This is a genomic window from Leisingera aquaemixtae, from assembly GCF_019801145.1.
Classification (GTDB): domain Bacteria; phylum Pseudomonadota; class Alphaproteobacteria; order Rhodobacterales; family Rhodobacteraceae; genus Leisingera; species Leisingera aquaemixtae_A.
The window spans coordinates 33,035-51,640 of sequence record NZ_JAHVJQ010000004.1; the positions used below are offsets into that span (position 1 = coordinate 33,035).

The window sequence follows — 18,606 nt, forward strand, 5'->3', positions numbered from 1 at the left end:
AATGGGACTGAAGAAAGCGATGGGCATCCTGGTGTTCAGCACCCAGGCGGTGATCGGTGCGGATTACTACTTCCAGACGCGCGACGCGGGGCTGAACTGGGGCGATCTCAGCGCCACCGATTACGGCACAATCGTTCAGGAGCGTTTTGCCCGCGCCCGCGCCGCCAAAGAGCGCGCTGCACAGGCCGGGGACAGCACCGGCACCTGGGACAAGCTGGCAGCCCTGGGTGGCGCCGCGGCGCCTCAGGATCAATAGAGACCGGCACCAGCCGCGCGCCTGGCGCAGGCATCTGATAATTTTGCCAACCGGCAGAATGAAGACCAGCAGGGGGCCGCGGCCCCCTTTTGCTTGTGCAGAAAAACGCCATTTCCGGCACTGCGGCCCGCAGAATCCGGTATGCTGTGGCGCGCAAGGTCGGTTTTGGATGTTTTTGCGTCGGCCTGATTTTGCGCGGATTTCAATGCGCGGGCATAACCACTGCCAAGAATCTCATTAAGCTGGAGAGCGGGAGAATGAAAACCCAAGTCAAAGCACTTGTTGTTGGCGGCGGCGCCGTCGGCACCTCGATTGCCTATCACCTGGCCAAAGCCGGCTGGGAAGACGTCATGCTGATCGAGCGTGACGAGCTGACCTCCGGCTCGACCTGGCACGCGGCCGGCCTCTTGCCGCTGTTCAACATGTCCTATGCGACCACCCACATCCACAAGTACTCGGTCGATTTCTACAAGACCCTGGAAGAGGAAACCGGCCTGAACGCAGGTTTCGCCGTGGTGGGCAACCTGCGCATGGCGCAGACCCAGGAGCGCATGGACGAATATATGCTCTATGCCTCCACCGCGGAGACCTGCGACGTGGCTTATGAGTGGCTGACCCCGGAGCAGATCAAGGAGCGCTGGCCGCTGATCGAGACCGGCGACCTGAAGGGTGCGATCTACCACACCGAGGACGGCTACATTAACCCGGCAGACGTGACCCAGGCGATGGCCAAGGGCGCCCGTCAGCGCGGCGTCGAGATCGTCCGCAAGATGCAGGCCGACGCGTTCCACTGGAACGGCACCCACTGGGAAGTCACCTGCACCAAGATGGTCGAAAAAGGCGGCAACCTGGTGCCCTCCGACGAGCAGGTGGTGATCACCGCCGAGCACGTCGTGACCGCATCCGGCAACCACGCGCAGCGCACCGCCAAGATGCTGGGCATCAAGATGCCGGCGATCCCGGTGGAGCACACCTTCATCGTCATGGACAAGGACCCCGAGCTGGTCAAATGGCGTGAAGCCGGCAACCCCGAGCACCCGGTTGTGCGCGACGCCGACAACGAATCCTATGCCCGCGAAGAGCGCGGCGGCTGGATCCTGGGCATCTACGAGCGCGGCGCGCCCGCACAGTTCGAGCACGGCGTGCCGGACAGCTTCCGCGCCGACCTGTTCCCGCTGGATCTGGACCGGATCGCCGAGCAGTACATGGCGATGGCTGAGCGCGTGCCGTCCTGTGCCGAAAGCGGCCTCAAGGACGACTTCAACGGCCCGATCTGCTACACCCCCGACGGCAACCCGCTGGTCGGCCCGGCACCGGGCCTGCGCAACATGTGGCTGGCAGAAGGCTTCTCCTTCGGCATCACTGCCGCTGGCGGCACCGGCTACTACCTGGCGCAGATGATGGTGGACGGCGAGGCCGAGATCGACATGGCGTCGCTCGACCCGAAACGCTACTCCTCCAACTGGATGACCACCGAGTTCGCGGCCCGCAAGAACGAAGAGTGCTATGAGCACGTCTACATCCTGCACCACCCGGACGAAGAGCGCGAAGCCTGCCGCCCGCTGCGCACCGCACCGGCCTACGACCGCCAGAAGGCCCGCGGCGCACAGTTCGGCTGGGTCAACGGCTGGGAACGCCCGAACTACTTCGGCCCGCTGGACGCGCCGGCGAACTTCGACCACGACGCCCGCTCCTTCCGCCGCGGCGGCTGGTGGCAGTATGCCGTGGAAGAGGCGAAAGCCGTGCGTGAAGGCGTTGGCCTGATCGACGCAACGGCCTTTACCAAGCATGTCGTCAAAGGCCCCGGCGCCACCCAGTTCCTGGACTGGTTCACCTGCAACAAACTGCCGAAGGTCGGCCGCATCAACCTGACCTACGCGCTGACCGTTGCCGGCACCACCCGCACCGAATACACCATCGTCCGCAACGGCGAGAACAACTACTACCTGGTCTCTGCCGGCGCCTGGTCCGAGTATGACGCGGACTTCCTGCGCAAGGCCGCCGAAGACAAGATGGAAGAGTTCGGCTACATCGAGATCCAGGACGTGACCACCCAGTGGGGCGTTTTCGCCATCGCAGGCCCCAAGTCCCGCGATGTGCTGAAAGAGGTGATCGTCGACGCCGATCCGGAAACCGCGCTGTCGAACAAGCGCTTCCCCTGGCTGTCGGCCAAGCAGATCGAACTGGGCATGTGCCCGGTCAATGCGATCCGCGTTGCCTACACCGGTGAACTGGGCTGGGAACTGCATCACCCGATCGAGATGCAGAACTACCTGTTCGACCTGCTGGAGAAGGCGGGCGAGAAGCATGGCATGAAGCTGGTCGGCGCCCGTGCCCAGAACTGGCTGCGCCAGGAGAAATCCTACCGTGCCTTCGGCACCGAGCTGGGCCGCGACGCGACCCCGCTGGAAGCCGACCTGCCGCGCTTTGTCGACCTCGGCAAGGAGTTCCACGGCAAGGCCAAGCTGGAAGAGACCGGCGTGCGCGTGAAGTGCTGCACCCTGCTGATCGACGGCCCGGCGGACGCGGATCCCTGGGGCCGCGAGGCGCTCTATGCCGAAGACGGCACCCGCGTCGGCCGCCTGACCTCCGGCGGCTACTCGGTGGCCTTCGAGAAATCCATCGGCATGGGCTACGTTAAGCCCGAGCTGGCGGTGGAAGGCACCAAGCTGAAGGTCAAGATCCAGGACAAGCTGTGGGATGCAGTCGTCACCTGCGACAGCCCCTACGACCCGAAGAACGAGACCATCCGCAAGGACGGGTGAGGCGCGCCCGGACGGGTGTCCAGTGGACACCCGTCAGCGCTGAATGCGGATTTTTTAGAAAATCCGCCGGAAGGATGACAGGAAAGCCCCGGCCGATGCGCCGGGGCTTTTTTCATGGAGGGCAGCCAATGCCGGTTACATGTCCAGGCCATTCTCCCGGCCGAAATCACTGTAACTTGTGTCGCTGCGGCACTCCTCCAGCATATCTTCGTCCACGGCCTTGGGGTCCATGTGGTATTCAGTGATGCCGGTTCCCTCCACAAAGCGGTTTGCCAGGCTGAAGACCCCGCAGACCTGGATCGCATCAAACAGCGCGCTTTCGCTCCAGCCTGCCGCATAAACCGCATTGGCATCCCCTTCGGTCATGCGGGACGGCGTCAGGGTGAGCTTGCGGACATAGGCAAGGACAGGCTTAAGTTTCGACTCAACCGGCGCCGTTTCCAGATCCTTCATCAGGGTGTCAATGGTTTCCGGCGCCACCCCATAGGCCCTTGCAAAGATCATGTGCGCACCATGGCAGAACGCACAGGCGTTCAGCCCCGAAACATAGGCCCCGATCAATTCCCGCTCTGCAACGGAGAGATCGCTATTCCCCCGCATCACTTGGTTGGTATATTCCGCCAGCGGTGCAAGCTTCTCCGGGAAGGCGCGGTAGACACTGCCTAACGTGGCGTCTTCGGGCAGGGACGGGAACAAGCGCTTCATCTTCGGACCTCCAAAGGGCAGCCAGGACTACAGCCCAGTCTGCCTGTTGATGGAAGCCTGAACAAGCCGCAGACACCTGCGCGGAGATTGCGCACCGGTTCCCAGTTTGGCGTGAAATGTATTCAGGTGCCGGGTGCAGCAGCGCTATCCGTCCCGCCCCGGTTCGTTCGGATCGCTGGAGAACAGCGCGATCTTGTTGCCCTGCGGGTCGCGCAGGTAGCCGACATAGAAGCGGGGCCCGTAGGAGGCGCGGAAGCCCGGCTGGCCCTCGTCAGAGCCGCCTGCGGCAAGGGCGGCGGCGTGCAGGTCGCGCACCTGTTTTTGATTGCGCGCCTGAAATGCAACCATAGACCCGTTTCCAGCCGAGGCCGGGCGCCCGTCGAAGGTTGGCTTGACGTAGAAATCAGGCAGAACGGGAGACTGGCCCGGCGCAACGGGCAGCGCGTAACTCAGCCCCGCCGGCCCTTCCTCCAGCTCGTAGCCAAGGGCCGGCAGAAGCGCGGAATAGAACCGTTTCGCGCGCGCAATGTCATCAGCACCGACGGTGACATAGGCAATCATGCTGCGTGTTCCACTTTGGCAGTTTGGATATAGCTGCAAGCTTACTGAATTGCGGACGGCCAACAACTGCTCACTTCATCCGGTGCTGCCCTTTCGAAAGCGGCAACCCGCAGAGGCGTGCGCATAACCTTATGGAACCGGATGGCCAGCCTGCGGGCCGGTTTCTGATTCGCCGGGGCTGCAGTATCCTGCAGGGAGTTGTGAAGGAGATGTCCAATGCTTGATATCGATCCGGTCCGCAGCAAGGCGCAGGCAGATGAGGTTTATGAGCTGGCCTATGAATTTACCGATTGGCTGCGCGGGCGCTACCCGGAGATGGCGAAGGAGATCGACGTCTATCTAAGGCACCAGAAGTTCGACGAGCAAATCCGCGAGGTCCTCATCCACTTCACCCCGCCCAAAGGCGAGTGCCTGCTGGCGCGTCAGGACGGGCGGCCGATCGGTATCCTCATGCTCAAGGATCTGGGCGGGGGCGTTTGCGAGATGAACAGGATGTTTGTGCGCCCAAGCGCCCGGGGCCTGGGAGCGGGCCGGGCGCTCGTCGAAGAGCTGAAGCGGCGCGCCCGGGACATGGGGTTCCGGACAATGACGCTGAGCGCGTTACCGCGCCACCACGAGGCCTTGTCCCTGTACCGGTCCTGCGGATTCAAGCCGGATGACCGTAAGCGCGATGCGGGAAACTCTGACAATGCGGTGCTCATGGCAATTGATCTGGGCACGGAAAGCGAATGACCCCGGCAGTTCGGTCCGCCGGTTGTGCCAAGTGATCCGCAGCCCCTGTTGACGGCGCCTGCCCGCCGCTTCACTGTCCCGGGCTTGAGACACCGAAACAGGGCACGCAGGCAAATGAGCGACGACTGGGACGACTACGCGGACGGATGGGACGGCAACAGCGATGTCCGGCATTATGCCACGCGGGCCTTTGCCGCGCTGGATGGTTTGGCCGGCGTCACCGGCGGCGGCTGGCAGGACAAGCGGGTGCTCGATTTCGGTTGCGGCACCGGGCTGTTGAGCGAAAAGCTGGCGCCGCATGTGCGGGAGGTGGCGGCCGTTGACACCTCGGAGCGGATGATCGCGGTGCTGGAGGAGAAGGCACTGCCCAATGTCAGGGCTCTTTGCACGGATGTTCTGGACAGCGGCGCAAGGGAGGCCGCGGGCGGGCTCGCCGGCTTTGACCTGATCTGCGCCTCCTCCGTCTGCAGTTTCCTGCCGGACTACCGCGGTGCCGCGGCGGTGCTGGCGGGGCTTCTGAACAGCGGCGGCATGTTCGTGCAGTGGGACTGGCTGGCCTCCGGCGAAGGTGCCTCCGGGCTGACGCTGCAGCAAGTTCGGGATGCGCTGCGGGCTGCGGGCCTCGGCTCGATCCGTGCCGAACAGGCCTTTGAGATGGGCAGCGGCGGCCAGGGGATGCCGGTGCTGATGGGATCGGGGATCCGCGCCCCGGATTAAGCCGCAGCGCGGGATAAAGGAATACCCCGGAGCAAGCAGCCGGACCGCTCCCGCCCGTCCCATTGCGGATCTGAAATCCGAAGGGTCCGGTTGGGCCAGGCAGGCCGCGCCGCAGGCGCGGCCTGCCTGGCCCCGTGGCGGCGCGCAGCGCGCGGCGCAACCCTCAGGAGGCCAGCTTTTCCGCTTCGGCGGCAGCGGCCTGGAAACCGGCTTCCGGATCTGCCGTCAGCAGCGTCGGCTGAAAGCGGAGTTCCGCGATGTCCTCCACACCGGCCTGGTTCAGCCAGAACTTCAGATAGGCTGACTGGTGGTCGACGCCGAAGGCGGGCGACGGCTTGTCCGGCCCATAGGCGCCGCTGGTCAGCGCCAGCACCGCCTTCTTGCCCTCCAGCAGGCCGAAATAGCCTGTTTCAGGATCAAGCCCCCACAGCAGGCCGGGCTGATGGATCAGGTCAATATACTGCTTGAGCTTGTAGGGGATGCTGCCGTTCCACATCGGCGCTGCGATCAGATAGATGTCGGCGGCGGTGAACCGGCTGGCCAGGCTGGTGATTTCGTCCCAGGCCGTCCTTTGAGGTGCGTCATTGTCCTGGCCGGTGATGACATTCATCTTGGCGGCAACCTTGTCCCCGTCAAAGTCCGGCAGCGCCGCGGTGGCCAAGTCCAGTTCGTCAACCTCGATCCGGCTGTCGGTTGCCTGCAGCCTGGCAAGATAGGCGCTGGCCAGCGCGCTGGATTTTGACTGGCCGCCGCGGGGCGATGCCTTGATAAACAGCAGTTTGGTCATTTTCAGGATCTCCTGTCTGAAAAGATGCGTGGTCTCGCAGGAGCAACATGAGGATGCCTGGCCTTGGCGAAAATAGTTTGAAACGCAAAGGATTTGTGCGCACAGTGCAAAGATGATCCAAGGGTCAAGCGCCAGTCTGTTTGTCCAGGTGGTCGAGGAGGGCAGCTTCTCGGCAGCGGCCCGCGTGCTGGGCGTGGCACCGTCATCGGTGGCGCGCCAGATCAGGCAGCTGGAGGACGGGCTGGGCACCCGGCTGTTCCAGCGCACCACCCGCAAGCAGAGCCTGTCCGAGGCCGGCGAGCTTTACTACCAGCACGCAAAACGCGCAGTGGAAGAGCTGGAGGCGGCCCGCGCGGCCATTTCCCGCCTGTCCGGAACGCCCTCCGGCGTGCTGACGGTCACGGCGGAGCCAGATCTGGCCACGGCGCTGATCGCGCCGCTGCTGCCCGGCTTCCTTGCAGACCATCCGGACATCAAGGTGAAGCTGCAGTTTTCCTCAGCGCTTGAGGATCTAGTGGAAGGAAGGATCGATGTGGCCATCCGCATGGGGCAGCTGAAGGATTCCAGCCTGATTGCCCGCAAGATCTTCGACAGCCGCTCGCAGCTCTATGCCAGCCCCGGGTACCTGGAGGCTCATGGCGCCCCGTCCCATCCCGCGGAGCTTGCCGGCCACCAGTGCCTCTCTTTCCGTCCGGACGCGCAAAAGGTGGTGTGGCGGTTTCAAACGCAGCAGGGGGAATGCGCTGTGCCGGTTGCAGGGAGGGTTCAGGCGAACGGGCTGGCCTTCCTGAAAAGCCTGGCTGTTTCCGGCTGCGGCATTGTGATGATCCCCGAATGGGCCGTTGCCCAGGAGCTTCGCAGCCGCATGCTGGTTCCGGTGCTGGCGGGCTTTGCTGCCATCCCGGCATCCACGCCGGTTTTTGCGGTTTATTCCGCGCGGCGCCATCTGGAGCCGAAGACCCGGGCCTTTGCCGGCCATCTGGCCAATGAGATGTCCGGCAGGCGGGCCGGGCAGCTCGGCAGCGGGTAGCAATCACAGCTTGGCGTTGCCGTGCGTCCTTCCGTACGCCCCGCACGCAGGGCGTGTGAGGCCGTCCAGCCAGTCCGTTTCTGATGGAGGAATTTGGCCGGATTCTACCAAAAAACGGGAAATCCGCCAGAGGGAAAATCCCGCAAGTTTCCCTGCCGGAACAGGCGTTTACCTATTCTCATCTTGGAATGCATCCGGCTACTCTGACAGTCATGGTCTAGGCGGTTGTCAGAATGCAGATGCGGGATGGGACCGCTGCGGAGCGGCTTCCGGGGCGCAGCTGCGGTGCCGGCCCGGGGGCGGGTCACTTGCGGCTGTGCTGCTGGCGGTCATAGCTGTCCAGGGCAACGCTGATCCAGCGCATCGCTGCGGCCAGCGCAGCCTCTGCCGTCTCCCGCACCGCGGGGTCGCAGCCGGCGGCAAAGTAAGCCTCCTTGAGGCGGTCAAGGTCGGTGGCGGCCTTCTCGAAATCTGCGGGTACGAACTGGCGCATTCTGCATCTGCCATTGATAGGGAAAGGAAGTGACGAAGGCGAACGGGTGAGCGCGGAGACAGCTTCCTTTGTGCGGCAAAACAAGGAAAGAAGCCGTCTCCGGCCACTCATCAACAGATAACCTGATAACGAGGGGCTGATAGGTTTGGGGAATATCCGGGACAACCTGCAAAGCCGCGAAATGCAGCTGTTTGACATGTTCGGTGAGCCGCCGCAGTTCACGATACATGAAATGACGCTGGTTTTACGCAGCGGAGTGTTTCTGAAATACGCTGCAGCGGTGGCCGTTCTGCTGACGGCGTTCGACACGCATGGTTACCGGGAGGCGGGGATGCCGCTGACCGCCAACATGCTGCTTTGGGCGGTCTGCGTTGCAGGGTTCGTCGCTGTTTATGTTGCGGTGCTGCTGGGCTGGTTTGCGCTGGCGCCGGGCGGCCAGCAGGTGCGGATGCTGCGGCTCGTGCCGAACGTGACTGCCATGGCCACTGTTTCGCTTGTGGTTGTCGCCATCGCCGCCTTCTTTACCGGACAAGAGTTCGGCTGGCGGGTGGTATTGCAGCGTCTGCCTTACAACATGGTTCTCAGTTACACTTTCGAGACCCTGATGTTCGTGTTCATCCTGCCGCAAGCCGATGCGGCGCTGGGGCTGGGCCTGTACCGGCAGCAGATTGCAAACCGAGCGGCGCCCGCGGAAGGGCCGCCTGGGCAGGAAGCGGCATTGCCGCAGGCTGAGGGGCCGAATGGCACCGCCGTCGTCGTGCTGGGCGGGCAGGCGTTCAAGCTGGATCGACTGCGCTATGTGAAGTCGGAGGAGCACTACCTGCGGATCTCTGCCGGGGACAGCGAACTGACGCTGCGCGGGCGGCTGGCCGATCTGCTGGCCCAGGTGCCGCAGGAGGCGGGTCTGCAGCCGCACCGCTCCTGGTGGGTGGCACGTGATGCGGTTGCGGGGCTGAAGCGGGGCGGCCAGAGCGATTTGCTGCTGCTGGCGGACGGCTGCGAGGTTCCTGTGGCCCGCGGGCGGCGCACGCATGTGCGGGAGACCGTGGAGGGCTGGCAGGCCGGCACGGAATGAAACTGTGCTGACGGAAACACCCCGCCCGGGACCGGCCCGGCGGGGTGTCTGTCTCTTCGGGCCTGGCCTTGAGTGCGGCTTTACTCCGCGGGCTGCTCCTCAGCGGTCTCGGCCAGTTCCATATGGCCCCAGCCGCGCGACAGCACCCTGCGCAGGATCGGCTCGAAGAACTCCAAGGGCTTCGTCGGATAGTCCGGGTCAAAGGCGCATTGGTCGTATTTTTCGCAGAAATAGCGGCAATCCTCCCAATAGGGGCTATCGCGGTATTTGTCGCGCGCGTTGCGGTCGCCGCCGAAATGGTGGTTGTAGTAGAAGCCCTGGAACACGCAGTGATGTTTGAGGATCCAGTAGGTCTTCTCGCTGACATAGGGCTTCATCATCGCCGCTGACAGCTCGCCGTGGTTGTAGGGAGACAGGATGTCGCCGACGTCATGCACCAGGGCTGCCACGATGATCTCGTCATCGGCCCCGTCCTCCCACGCGCGGGTCGCAGCCTGCAGGCTGTGCTGGTAGCGGTTCACCGGATAGGGGGTCCAGTCCTCGTCCAGCGAGCGGATCGCGTCGAGAATCCGCTCCGGCAGGGCGGCGTTGTATTCCTCTTCGTATTTCTCCACCGCGGCCCAGTCCTCGGGGGTGGCTTCGGTGAAGCTGGTCCAGGTTGGCTTGTGGCTTTTGTCCAGCATGGCGCGTGTCCTTTGGTTGATCTGTTTTCAGGGTAGCGAATCCCCGCTGAGCAGGAAAACGAATTGATTTGCTCAAGCTGAAAGGAAATACTGATCACCATGCAGATCAGCGCGTTCAAAACCTTTCTGGCGATTGAGGCAGCAGGCAGCTTTCACGGTGCGGCGCGGGCCTTGAACGTGACGCAGACCGCGGTCAGCGCCCGGATCAAGGCGCTGGAGGAGGCGCTGGGCACGCCGCTGTTCGAACGCGGCCCCGGCGGCACACGGCTGAGCGAGGCGGGGCGGCAGTTCATGCCTTATGCCGAGCAGATGATGCGGACGTGGGAGTTTGTCTCCGGCGATCTCAAGGCAAGCCTGGCGGGGCGGGTGCCGCTGCGGCTGGGGGCGCAGCTGTCAGTCTGGGATCCGCTCTTGGTCGATGTGGCGGTCTGGCTGGAGGAGGTGCAGGGCACGGTGCCCTTCACGCTGAACTACGACCATGCGATGAACATGGGCGAGGCGGTTGCGCGCCGTCTGCTGGACGTGGCGATCGTGAACGAGGTTCCGGCGGGCACCCGGCTGGCGGCGGAGGAGCTGCCGCCGGAGCGGCTGGTGCTGGTGGCAGATCATCCCTTGCGGCTGGGGCAGGATGCGCTGCCCTTGTTCATCAACCTGGAATTCGGCGCCGAGTATGACGCGCAGTTGCACGATGTGCTACCCGCCCGCAGCCGCCAGCATATCGTGCTGGGCAATGCGCTGATGGGGCTGCGCTATCTGCAAAGGCGCGGCGGCATGGGCTATTTTCCGGCTTACATGGCGGCAGAGGCGCTGGCAGCGGGGTCACTGCACGCGGTGGAGGGGGCGCCGGATATCAGCCTCGGCTGCCGGGCGCTGTATCTGCCCGACAATCCGGCGCTCGAGCATATCCGCCAGGTGGTGCGGGGCCTGCAGGATGTACGGGGCGGATAGGGCAGAGCTTTGCGCTGCCGCCGGCGCTTCAGCCTGTCGGTTCATCAAACCGGTCCATCGCCTGGGCGGCGCACATCATTGCCAGCGGCCCGGCGGCATCGATCGATTTCTGCAGCGCCGCGCAGAACTCGGCGCGGGTGGTCCCGCCTGCCGCCAGCTTTTCCGCTTGGGTGCTGATGCAACCGGGGCAGCCCAGGATGACAGCCAGTTCCAGCACCGCCAGCTCCACCGGCTTGGATGCGGTACTGCTGTCCGGCGCTGCGTCCGGCCCTGCGTCCGGCATTGTGCCGGCTGGGAATGGGCGGCTGGCGCCAGGCGCCTCGGGTTCACCATGAAACATCACATGCGTGTCCTGCTTTACGTAAGGTCAGCATGAGCTGTAGCGAAGCCGGATGCGGCGGCCTTGATCCACGTCAGGCCGCTGCATTTTGTATGCAACCGGTGCCAGTTTGCGGCTGGCTGCTGTGCTGTAGAGAAGGGCGGCGGAAGATCAGCGGGTCAGCTGGCCAAAGCACTCCATCGCCTTGGTGGCATACATCATTGCCGGGCCGCCGCCCATCTGGATCGACATCGCCAGCACGTCGCCTACCTCGGCGCGGGTGGCGCCGGATCGGACCAGCGCCTCCACATGCAACCCGATGCAATCCTCGCAGCGCAGCGCCACCGCGATGCCGAGGGCAACGAATTCCTTTTGCTTGAACTCCAGCACGCCGCCCTGTTTCACCGCCTTGCCAAGGGCGCCGAACGCCTGGGCGGTTTCCGGGATCGCGCCGTTCAGGTTGCGTAGGCCCTTGCGGGTTTCGTCTAGTTTTTCATGCCAGTCCATGAACTGCTCCATCTATACACATTCGGTTTGCTGAAGGTGTATGGACGGCATCCCGCAGCGGCTTTGATCCAGGTCAGGCAGTTGGTTTTTCTGCCGCCAGCGCCAGGTTGTTGGCGGGCATCTCTGCGGCTTGAACCAGCTTCAGCCCTTCGGCCTGCAGCCAGGCGGTCACTTGGCCATCGTCCTTGTAGCCGGTTTCCGGGTCGTGGGCGGTGATGGCGGCATGGAAGGCGCGGTCGCCGTCACTGGTCAATTCACCAGCGCGCATGAAGGGGCCGTAGATCACGAACCACCCGCCGGGAGCGAGGGCGGCGGCGGCCTCGCGGATCAGGGTGCGGGCTTCCTCTTCGCTGATCAGATGCAGGAGGTTCACCAGCACGATCATGTCCTGGCCTGCATGATTCGCGCCCCAGCCGGGGGCGGTGGCGTCCAGTTCAACCGGCAAGGTGATGTTGGCCAGGCCTGCCTCACCCGCATAAGCCCGGATACTGGCGCGGCGGGCGGCGTCCACCTCGGACGGCTGCCAGATCAGGCCGGGCAGGCGGGCGGCAAAGTCCACCACATGCTGGCCGGTGCCGCTGGCGAGTTCCAGGGCGCACCCCGCCTTCGGGGCGATCTGGGCCAGAAAATCGCAGATCGCGCCGCTGTTGCGGGCGGCAGAGGGGGCAAACAGCTTGCCGCCCTGCGGTTCTGCGGCCGAGGCCGCCCCGGGAACTGAACGCACCGGCATCAGCGCAGCCGCGCGGGCGAGAGGGCGGTGACCGCGGTGGCGTCCAGCACAGGCGTGCGGCCTGCCACAAGGTCGGCGATCAGCTGCGAAGCGGAGGGCGCGGTCATGATGCCGTAGCCGCCCTGGCCCGCGCACCAGATGAAATCCGGCTGATCCGGGTCCGGCCCGAGCACCAGGGTGCCGTCAGCAACAAAGCTGCGCAGCCCGGCAAAGTTGCTTTCCACCCGCGTCACCGGCTCAGTCACCATTTCCTCGTAGCGCGCCAGCCCCTCGGCCAGCACCATGTCGTCGGCATAGGCGTCATGCGGCTCCACCGGGTCGGCATCGGCGGGGGAAACCAAGAGCTTGCCGGCATCGGGTTTGGCGTACCAGGTCTCACCCACGCCGAGCAGCATCGGCCAGCCGCTGACATCATGGCCGCCGGGGGCGGGCAGCCGCGCCATCGAGCGGCGCTTGGGCTGCAGGCCGATGGCGGCGACCCCGGCCAGTGCCGCGAGCTGATCGGCCCAGGCGCCGGCCGCGTTGACCAGAGTGCGCGCCTCGTAAGCCTCGCCGCCGGCGGTGACCTGCCAGCCGCCGCTGATGCGGGTGATCGCGGTCACCGGCGCCCTGGTCACAATCCGGCCGCCCGCGGCGCGCAAGGCCTTGGCAAAGTCCTGCAGCATCCGGTCGGTGTCGATATCCTCTGCGGCGCCGCTGATGGCGGTGTAGCCGACTGTCTCCGGGTTCAGGATCGGCACCATGGCGCGGGCCTCGTCCAGCTCCAGCGTGGCCATGCCCAGCTCATCCACGTCGCGGGTAAAGCCTTCGGCATCACCCTTGGCCCCGACCAGCATCAGACCGCGCGGCGACAGGTAGCCGTTTTCGCGCAGGTAAGGAGCGCTGGCGCGGTTCAGGTCGACGGTGGGGCCGTGGCCGTAGTTTTCCTCGAACAGTGCGGCGGAGCGGCCGGAGGAATGGTAGCCAAGCGAATCCTCCATCTCGAGCAGGGTGACGCTGCCCAGCTGCGCAAGCCGGGCGGCGGCGCTGGTGCCGGCCATGCCGCCGCCGATGACAATGAAATCCTGCATGGGTCTAGTCCTTGTCGTCTTCTTGTTCTTCCAGCCGGTCGGTGGCGGGGGCAGGCCGCGGGCTGAGCGCCTCGATCGCGCGGTAGAGGTCTGCGTCCATCGGAAAATCCAATGCCGCCAGCGAGGGCTGCAGCTGCGTTGCGTTGCGGGCGGAGATGATCGGCACCGGTGCGGACGCGTGGGCGGCGGCCCAGGCCACGGCAAGGCTGGCGGGATGGGTGCCGCGCTGAGCGGCAAGCTCTGCCAGCGCCGCGGCTGTCTGGTGCATGGCGGCAGGGCTGTAGCGGATGCTGTAGCCCTTGTCCTCGGTGATGCGGCCGCTGCCGCCGGCGGCGTATTTGCCGGTGAGGAGGCCGCCGCCAAGGGGCGAGTAGGGCACCGCGGTGATGCCCTGGTCGGCGCACATTGGCAGGATCTCGACCTCTGCCTGGCGTTTCACCAGCGAGTACATCGGCTGTAGCACGTCCACGGAAATGCCGGAGGCGAGGCCTGCCATCTGCGCCTTCATCACCTGCCAGGCGGCAAAGTTGGACAGCGCCGCATAGCGGATCACGCCTTCGTCCTTCAGTGCTGCAAAGCAGTCCATGGTTTCGCGCAGGTCGGTGTCCGGGTCGAAGCGGTGCAGATAGAAAACGTCGACCATATCCAAGTCCAGTCTGCGGCGGCTTTCGTCCAGCTGGGCGCGCAGGTTGGCGGCCCCGGCGCCGCCCTCGTAGCCAGCTTTGGTTGCGATCAGCAGCTGCTCGCGCTCTGCCCTGATCAGGCGGCCCAGGATCTGTTCCGAGTTGCCATCGGTATAGACCCAGGCGGTGTCGAAATGGGTGATGCCGGCGGCGCGGCAGGCGGCGTACATCTCCGCCGACTGCGCTTCGGAGGCGCGGCCGCCGAACTGCATGCAGCCAAAGGCAAAGCGGCTGGCAGGGCTGCCGTCAGGGCTGCAGAGAGGCGTATGAGGTTTCTTGGTCATGCGGGGAGAGTGGCACGCAAGGCAGGGCAGGCAAAGGGCAATTCCTGCGCCGGCCTGACAAAATGCTTGGTCAAACAGCCGGGCAGTGCAACTATCGGCTGCAGATAACAAGTTCACTGATGACGGGGGAAAGACAATGTCGGCATCCAACGCCCATCCGATGGCTTCCGGGCATGTGCCCGCCTATCTGCCAGGGCCCGACGGCAGCGACCCGCTGTTCACCTTCATGGCGGTTACGACAATTCTGCTGATCCTTGGCATCGGTGCGCTGTATCTGACCCTGCACGCCATTCCCGAGAAGATGGCGCATACCGACAATCACGCGCAATTCCAGGTGATCGGCATTCTGGCCCTGCTGGCCCTGTTCACCCACAACAACCTCTTCTGGGTCGCCGCGCTGCTGCTGGCGGCCTTCCGGATGCCGGATTTCCTGACACCTTTACAGTCGATCGCGGCTTCGCTGGAAGAGCTGAAGCAGCGCGCCAAGGAGGAGTGATCCATGCTGGAACTGTTGATCTGCTCCTTGCTGACGGTGCTGCCGGATTTCCTGTTCCGCCGGTTTGTCCAGGGCAAGCGCCTTGGCAAGGAAATCAATTTCTTCTCTGTCTGGTATGAATTGCGCTGGGGGATCACCGCCTGTGCGGTGCTGACCATCTCTCTGATCACGGCAATTTTCTACTATCATCCGGCCACCACCAGTGTGGCCTCTTATTTCCGCACCGTTACGATCCTGCCCGAGACCGGCGGGCGGGTGGCGGAGGTGCTCGTCGAGAACAATCAGAAAGTGGAGGCCGGCGACATCCTGTTCCGTTTGGATGACTCCAGCCAGCAGGCCGCGGTGGAGACCGCAAGCAAACGCATTGCCGAAATTGAAGCGTCTCTGGCCGTTGCCGGCGCGGAGCTGGCGGCTGCCGAAGCGGGCATTGAACAGGCCACCGCAGCCCTGGCCCAGGCGCAGGATGACCTGGACCGCAATCTGGAACTGCGAGAACGCGGATCGGCGGCTGTGCGCGAGGCGGAAATTGAGCGGCTGCAGAACCTGGTCGCCCGCCGCGAAGGGGAGCTGGGTGCTGCGGAAGCGGGCAAGGCGTCAGTAGAAGAGAACATCGGCGTTCTGATCCCGGCCCAGCGGGCCAGCGCCCGGGCGGCACTGGAGCAGGCAGAGGTGGAACTGGCAAAGACCGTAGTCGTGGCCGGTGTCAGCGGGCGGGTTGAGCAATTCGCCCTGCAGGCGGGGGATTACGTGAACCCGATCCTGCGCCCGGCGGGCATTCTGGTGCCCACGGAATTTGTTGAGCGCGACCGCTTTGTCGCCGGATTCGGGCAGCTGACCGCGGGGGTGATAAAGCCCGGGATGTTTGCCGAGATGGGCTGCCTGTCGAAACCTTTCACCGTCATTCCGATGGTCGTCGTGGAGGTTCAGGACGTAATCCCCTCGGGACAGGTGCGGCCCAGCGACAACTTGCGCGACCCGCAGGACAACAGGCGCCCCGGCACCCTGACAGTTTTCATGGAGCCGCTCTACGAAGGCCAGGCGAATGATATCCCGCCGGGCAGCAATTGCGTCGCCAATGCCTACACCAGCAACCATGACTTGCTGGATGATCCCGATCTCGGCTTTGGCAGGTGGCTGTTCCTGCACGCGGTGGATACGGTCGGGCTGGTGCATGCCCTGCTGCTGCGCATCCAGATGCTGCTGCTGCCGGTACAGACGCTGGTCTTCGCCGGCGGGCATTAAGGGGCCGCGGGCTTCAGCCAGCGGGGCGGCAGGTGCCATATTGCCGCCCCGTTTGCTTGTTAACACGCTCCAAAGCCGAATGGAGGGCCGGAGTGAAACAGTTTCTGATGATCGGGGCCGCGGCCCTGCTGGCAGCCTGCGCGGCGCCTGAACAGCCGGATTATTGGACAGCGACAAGGACCGGGCACGGGGCGCAGCCTGCGGCGGCATCTACGTCTGCAGGCGGACCGGACTACCGCACCGCGGCGCTGGCGGAAGCGGGGCAGTATACCAGCGTGATGCGCCCCGGCCTGCACAAGACCCGCACCGGTGCGCCCTGGCTGGTTGTTCACTCCTCCCGCTACCGCAGCAGCGGCACGCCTGAATCCGCGCCTGCCGCCGCCCGGTCGGCGATGGCCTATATGAGCTCGAAATGGAAGGCGCCCTATGCTGCGAAGGCGCGCCACGGGGATGCAAATGCCCGGTTCCGCATCGTGACCGTGGATGGCCGCAGTTTTGCAGTGCTGAACCGGATCCGGCTGCCGCTGAAGCATCTCTTCGTGTCCGACGGGGAGGCCCTGAAACAGCTGTACGGGCACGCGGCGCAGCTGTCCGGCTGCACGGTCACCGGTCCGGCGCTGATCCGGCGCGTCGACGGCACCGCCGAGAAGCTTGCGGCGCCGGTTGTCTGCTCCTGAGCTGACGGGGCTTGACCTCGGCACGGTTCGGCGCTGCCGGTTGGCAGGCCCACTCGCCACGCCCGTTTTCAAAGCCGACTGGTGCAGGACTGGCTGACGCTAAGATACGCCCCGTGACCCGGAGTAATGGGGCAACGCAAGGCAGCTTCGGGGGGGAGCGCCAGCCTATTCCTGCTGCCGGCGGCTCGGTCAGTCGGCGAAACAGAGTTTGTTTCTGTCCAGATCCCGCACATAGGCAGAAAAACGCGGCCCGCGTTGCTGCGGTTCGCCCTCGCATGTGCCGCCCAGCTCAATGGCCTTGCTGTACATCCTGGCGACTTCGCTTGCGGACCCGAGGCTGAACCCCACCATGGTTCCGTTGCCATTGGTGGCCGGTTCGCCGTCAAAGGGCAGGGCGGCCGCAAAGGCAAATTCGTCCCGCAGCCAGTAGGTCATTCTTTCGTTTGGCCGGACCTGCGTCAGTCCCGAGTTCTCAAAAAGCGCGTCATAGAACTGTATTGACGCTTCCATGTTGTTGGTTCCAACAACGAAGTAATTTATTTTCAAAGTCAATCTCCTATGCGCTTGACAGGTTCCCGGTCAAAAGTCCGGCGATGCAAAGATGCTGCCGGCCGGTTCATCAAGCGGGGTTTACATTAAGGCAGTGACAGGACGTGTCAGCAGGCTTCTGGAAAATCAGGGTTCTGCCTCAACAGAAAAGGCCCGCCGGTTGGCGGGCCTTTCCGTGTTCCGGGACTGTGCCGCTTACTGCGGGATGTCGCCTTCGATACCTTCGACATAGAAGTTCATGCCGGCCAGGGTGCCGTCATCGGCCACTTCGCCCTCGGCCAGCCAGTCGGAGCCGTCCTGCTTCTTCAGCGGGCCGGTGAACGGGTGGTAGGTGCCGTTTGCGATCGAGTCCTTGATCGCCAGTGCCGCTTCCTTGACTTCTGCCGGAACCGCGTCGGTGATTTCGCCGATTTCGACCATGCCGGCGCCGATGCCGTCCCAGGTGTCAACCGACTCCCAGGTGCCGTCGATCACGGCCTTGGTGCGGGCGACGTAGTAGGGTGCCCAGTTGTCGATGATCGAGGAAACGCGCGGTTTCGGCGCGTACTCGGACATGTCCGAAGCCTGGCCGAAGGTGATCACGTTGCCGGCGTTCTGCGCAGCCGCTTGCGGTGCGGTGGAGTCGGTGTGCTGCAGGATCACGTCGGCGCCCTGCTCGATCAGCACCTTGGCGGCGTCCGCTTCCTTGGCCGGGTCGAACCAGGTGAAGGCCCAGACCACCTTGAACTGGACGTCCGGGTTCACCTTCTTGGCGTGGATATAGGCCGAGTTGATGCCGCGGATCACTTCCGGGATCGGGTAGGAGCCGATGTAGCCGACGATGTTGCTCTCGGTCATGTGGCCCGCGATGGTGCCCTGCACCGCACGGCCTTCATAGAAGCGGGCGGAATAGGTCGAGACGTTGTCGGCGCGCTTGTAGCCGGTGGCGTGCTCGAACTTCACGTTCGGGAACTTCTTGGCGACGTTGATGGTCGGGTCCATGTAGCCGAAGGAGGTGGTGAAGATCAGGTCGGCGCCTTCCAGCGCCATCTGGGTCATCACCCGCTCTGCGTCCGGGCCTTCGGCGACGTTTTCCACATAGACGGTTTCGACCTGGTCGCCGAACTCGGCTTCAACCGCCTTGCGGCCCTGGTCGTGCTCATAGGTCCAGCCGCCGTCGCCGACGGGGCCGACATAGACAAAGCCCACCTTGGTGGTGTCGGCCATCGCCGCGCCTGCGGCCAGGCCAAGCGCCACGGCGGCGCTGGTCAGGAGGTTGGTCAGTTTCATCAATAGCTCCCCAGTTTGGATCTTTTGG

At 64.4% G+C, this 18,606-nt stretch carries 22 protein-coding genes; 10 read left to right on the plus strand and 12 right to left on the minus strand.

The features are described 5' to 3' along the window. Window position 1: 1 nt before the first annotated feature. Together KUW17_RS10480 and KUW17_RS10485 are read left to right on the plus strand one after the other, a co-directional pair. Complete coding sequence (locus KUW17_RS10480) at window positions 2-256, plus strand: hypothetical protein (RefSeq protein ID WP_222478785.1); 255 nt, start codon at window positions 2-4, stop codon at window positions 254-256. 257 nt (window positions 257-513) lie between these two features. Next, window positions 514-3,021: an FAD-dependent oxidoreductase gene (locus KUW17_RS10485; RefSeq protein ID WP_222478787.1), complete on the plus strand. Its 2,508-nt coding sequence runs from the start codon at window positions 514-516 to the stop codon at window positions 3,019-3,021. 135 nt (window positions 3,022-3,156) lie between these two features. On the opposite strand, the gene KUW17_RS10490 is transcribed toward KUW17_RS10485, so the two are convergent. After that, entirely contained in the window at window positions 3,157-3,726 is a 570-nt protein-coding gene (locus KUW17_RS10490) for a carboxymuconolactone decarboxylase family protein (protein ID WP_222478789.1), read from the minus strand. Between the two features lie 144 nt (window positions 3,727-3,870). Beyond that, on the minus strand, window positions 3,871-4,287 hold the full coding sequence (locus KUW17_RS10495; RefSeq protein ID WP_222478791.1) for a VOC family protein: 417 nt from the start codon (window positions 4,285-4,287) through the stop codon (window positions 3,871-3,873). A 216-nt stretch (window positions 4,288-4,503) separates the two neighbouring features. Between KUW17_RS10495 and KUW17_RS10500 the strand changes: the two genes are divergently transcribed. Together KUW17_RS10500 and KUW17_RS10505 are read left to right on the plus strand one after the other, a co-directional pair. Further along, the gene (locus KUW17_RS10500) at window positions 4,504-5,019 is read left to right on the plus strand and encodes a GNAT family N-acetyltransferase (RefSeq protein ID WP_222478793.1); all 516 of its coding nucleotides are present in this window, start codon (window positions 4,504-4,506) and stop codon (window positions 5,017-5,019) included. 114 nt (window positions 5,020-5,133) lie between these two features. Then, window positions 5,134-5,736, plus strand: a complete 603-nt coding sequence (locus tag KUW17_RS10505; protein ID WP_222478795.1) for a class I SAM-dependent DNA methyltransferase — start codon at window positions 5,134-5,136, stop codon at window positions 5,734-5,736. 163 nt (window positions 5,737-5,899) lie between these two features. Here the strand turns inward: KUW17_RS10505 and KUW17_RS10510 are convergent, their stop codons facing one another. Beyond that, on the minus strand, window positions 5,900-6,523 hold the full coding sequence (locus KUW17_RS10510; protein WP_222478797.1) for an FMN-dependent NADH-azoreductase: 624 nt from the start codon (window positions 6,521-6,523) through the stop codon (window positions 5,900-5,902). A 112-nt stretch (window positions 6,524-6,635) separates the two neighbouring features. On the opposite strand from KUW17_RS10510, the gene KUW17_RS10515 reads away from it, so the two are divergent. Continuing rightward, the gene (locus KUW17_RS10515; protein ID WP_222478798.1) at window positions 6,636-7,553 is read left to right on the plus strand and encodes a LysR family transcriptional regulator; all 918 of its coding nucleotides are present in this window, start codon (window positions 6,636-6,638) and stop codon (window positions 7,551-7,553) included. A gap of 304 nt (window positions 7,554-7,857) precedes the next feature. Here the strand turns inward: KUW17_RS10515 and KUW17_RS10520 are convergent, their stop codons facing one another. Continuing rightward, a complete protein-coding gene (locus KUW17_RS10520) occupies window positions 7,858-8,046 on the minus strand; it encodes a hypothetical protein (protein ID WP_222478800.1) in 189 nt (62 codons plus the stop codon). Between the two features lie 181 nt (window positions 8,047-8,227). Here KUW17_RS10520 and KUW17_RS10525 point away from each other — a divergent pair, with 181 nt between their 5' ends. Next, window positions 8,228-9,121, plus strand: coding sequence for a LytTR family DNA-binding domain-containing protein (locus tag KUW17_RS10525; protein WP_222478802.1), 894 nt, complete (start codon window positions 8,228-8,230; stop codon window positions 9,119-9,121). 80 nt (window positions 9,122-9,201) lie between these two features. On the opposite strand, the gene KUW17_RS10530 is transcribed toward KUW17_RS10525, so the two are convergent. Continuing rightward, window positions 9,202-9,804: an HD domain-containing protein gene (locus KUW17_RS10530; RefSeq protein ID WP_222478804.1), complete on the minus strand. Its 603-nt coding sequence runs from the start codon at window positions 9,802-9,804 to the stop codon at window positions 9,202-9,204. 99 nt (window positions 9,805-9,903) lie between these two features. Between KUW17_RS10530 and KUW17_RS10535 the strand changes: the two genes are divergently transcribed. Next, complete coding sequence (locus KUW17_RS10535; protein WP_261397153.1) at window positions 9,904-10,752, plus strand: LysR family transcriptional regulator; 849 nt, start codon at window positions 9,904-9,906, stop codon at window positions 10,750-10,752. 28 nt (window positions 10,753-10,780) lie between these two features. On the opposite strand, the gene KUW17_RS10540 is transcribed toward KUW17_RS10535, so the two are convergent. The 5 genes from KUW17_RS10540 to KUW17_RS10560 all read right to left on the minus strand — a co-directional run bounded on the left by KUW17_RS10540 (window position 10,781) and on the right by KUW17_RS10560 (window position 14,345). Beyond that, window positions 10,781-11,035: a hypothetical protein gene (locus KUW17_RS10540; RefSeq protein WP_222478806.1), complete on the minus strand. Its 255-nt coding sequence runs from the start codon at window positions 11,033-11,035 to the stop codon at window positions 10,781-10,783. A gap of 207 nt (window positions 11,036-11,242) precedes the next feature. Continuing rightward, entirely contained in the window at window positions 11,243-11,578 is a 336-nt protein-coding gene (locus tag KUW17_RS10545) for a carboxymuconolactone decarboxylase family protein (protein ID WP_222478808.1), read from the minus strand. 73 nt (window positions 11,579-11,651) lie between these two features. After that, entirely contained in the window at window positions 11,652-12,308 is a 657-nt protein-coding gene (locus KUW17_RS10550) for a DUF938 domain-containing protein (protein ID WP_222478810.1), read from the minus strand. Continuing rightward, window positions 12,308-13,378 carry an NAD(P)/FAD-dependent oxidoreductase gene (locus KUW17_RS10555; RefSeq protein WP_222478812.1) on the minus strand — a complete coding sequence of 357 codons (1,071 nt, stop codon included), beginning with the start codon at window positions 13,376-13,378 and terminating at the stop codon, window positions 12,308-12,310. The genes KUW17_RS10550 and KUW17_RS10555 overlap by 1 nt, the downstream gene beginning before the upstream one ends. A 4-nt stretch (window positions 13,379-13,382) precedes the next feature. Next, window positions 13,383-14,345, minus strand: a complete 963-nt coding sequence (locus tag KUW17_RS10560) for an aldo/keto reductase (protein ID WP_222478814.1) — start codon at window positions 14,343-14,345, stop codon at window positions 13,383-13,385. Between the two features lie 136 nt (window positions 14,346-14,481). Here KUW17_RS10560 and KUW17_RS10565 point away from each other — a divergent pair, with 136 nt between their 5' ends. The 3 genes from KUW17_RS10565 (at window position 14,482) to KUW17_RS10575 (ending at window position 16,760) form a co-directional block, all read left to right on the plus strand. Next, window positions 14,482-14,841 carry a hypothetical protein gene (locus tag KUW17_RS10565; protein WP_222478816.1) on the plus strand — a complete coding sequence of 120 codons (360 nt, stop codon included), beginning with the start codon at window positions 14,482-14,484 and terminating at the stop codon, window positions 14,839-14,841. Between the two features lie 3 nt (window positions 14,842-14,844). Beyond that, complete coding sequence (locus KUW17_RS10570) at window positions 14,845-16,083, plus strand: HlyD family secretion protein (RefSeq protein ID WP_222478818.1); 1,239 nt, start codon at window positions 14,845-14,847, stop codon at window positions 16,081-16,083. A 92-nt stretch (window positions 16,084-16,175) separates the two neighbouring features. Then, window positions 16,176-16,760 carry a hypothetical protein gene (locus KUW17_RS10575; protein WP_222478820.1) on the plus strand — a complete coding sequence of 195 codons (585 nt, stop codon included), beginning with the start codon at window positions 16,176-16,178 and terminating at the stop codon, window positions 16,758-16,760. Window positions 16,761-16,949: 189 nt separating this feature from the next. Here the strand turns inward: KUW17_RS10575 and KUW17_RS10580 are convergent, their stop codons facing one another. Together KUW17_RS10580 and KUW17_RS10585 are read right to left on the minus strand one after the other, a co-directional pair. Next, window positions 16,950-17,312 (minus strand): VOC family protein, encoded by a 363-nt coding sequence (locus tag KUW17_RS10580; protein ID WP_409996775.1) that lies wholly within the window; start codon window positions 17,310-17,312, stop codon window positions 16,950-16,952. 192 nt (window positions 17,313-17,504) lie between these two features. Then, window positions 17,505-18,578 carry a BMP family ABC transporter substrate-binding protein gene (locus KUW17_RS10585; protein ID WP_222478824.1) on the minus strand — a complete coding sequence of 358 codons (1,074 nt, stop codon included), beginning with the start codon at window positions 18,576-18,578 and terminating at the stop codon, window positions 17,505-17,507. Window positions 18,579-18,606 lie beyond the last annotated feature (28 nt).

Coding starts and splice junctions, on each gene's coding strand:
- KUW17_RS10480 (WP_222478785.1), top strand. CDS start 2: ATGGGACTGAAGAAAGCGATGGGCATCCTGGTGTTCAGCACCCAGGCG.
- KUW17_RS10485 (WP_222478787.1), top strand. CDS start 514: ATGAAAACCCAAGTCAAAGCACTTGTTGTTGGCGGCGGCGCCGTCGGC.
- KUW17_RS10490 (WP_222478789.1), bottom strand. CDS start 3,726: ATGAAGCGCTTGTTCCCGTCCCTGCCCGAAGACGCCACGTTAGGCAGT.
- KUW17_RS10495 (WP_222478791.1), bottom strand. CDS start 4,287: ATGATTGCCTATGTCACCGTCGGTGCTGATGACATTGCGCGCGCGAAA.
- KUW17_RS10500 (WP_222478793.1), top strand. CDS start 4,504: ATGCTTGATATCGATCCGGTCCGCAGCAAGGCGCAGGCAGATGAGGTT.
- KUW17_RS10505 (WP_222478795.1), top strand. CDS start 5,134: ATGAGCGACGACTGGGACGACTACGCGGACGGATGGGACGGCAACAGC.
- KUW17_RS10510 (WP_222478797.1), bottom strand. CDS start 6,523: ATGACCAAACTGCTGTTTATCAAGGCATCGCCCCGCGGCGGCCAGTCA.
- KUW17_RS10515 (WP_222478798.1), top strand. CDS start 6,636: ATGATCCAAGGGTCAAGCGCCAGTCTGTTTGTCCAGGTGGTCGAGGAG.
- KUW17_RS10520 (WP_222478800.1), bottom strand. CDS start 8,046: ATGCGCCAGTTCGTACCCGCAGATTTCGAGAAGGCCGCCACCGACCTT.
- KUW17_RS10525 (WP_222478802.1), top strand. CDS start 8,228: ATGCAGCTGTTTGACATGTTCGGTGAGCCGCCGCAGTTCACGATACAT.
- KUW17_RS10530 (WP_222478804.1), bottom strand. CDS start 9,804: ATGCTGGACAAAAGCCACAAGCCAACCTGGACCAGCTTCACCGAAGCC.
- KUW17_RS10535 (WP_261397153.1), top strand. CDS start 9,904: ATGCAGATCAGCGCGTTCAAAACCTTTCTGGCGATTGAGGCAGCAGGC.
- KUW17_RS10540 (WP_222478806.1), bottom strand. CDS start 11,035: ATGCCGGACGCAGGGCCGGACGCAGCGCCGGACAGCAGTACCGCATCC.
- KUW17_RS10545 (WP_222478808.1), bottom strand. CDS start 11,578: ATGGACTGGCATGAAAAACTAGACGAAACCCGCAAGGGCCTACGCAAC.
- KUW17_RS10550 (WP_222478810.1), bottom strand. CDS start 12,308: ATGCCGGTGCGTTCAGTTCCCGGGGCGGCCTCGGCCGCAGAACCGCAG.
- KUW17_RS10555 (WP_222478812.1), bottom strand. CDS start 13,378: ATGCAGGATTTCATTGTCATCGGCGGCGGCATGGCCGGCACCAGCGCC.
- KUW17_RS10560 (WP_222478814.1), bottom strand. CDS start 14,345: ATGACCAAGAAACCTCATACGCCTCTCTGCAGCCCTGACGGCAGCCCT.
- KUW17_RS10565 (WP_222478816.1), top strand. CDS start 14,482: ATGTCGGCATCCAACGCCCATCCGATGGCTTCCGGGCATGTGCCCGCC.
- KUW17_RS10570 (WP_222478818.1), top strand. CDS start 14,845: ATGCTGGAACTGTTGATCTGCTCCTTGCTGACGGTGCTGCCGGATTTC.
- KUW17_RS10585 (WP_222478824.1), bottom strand. CDS start 18,578: ATGAAACTGACCAACCTCCTGACCAGCGCCGCCGTGGCGCTTGGCCTG.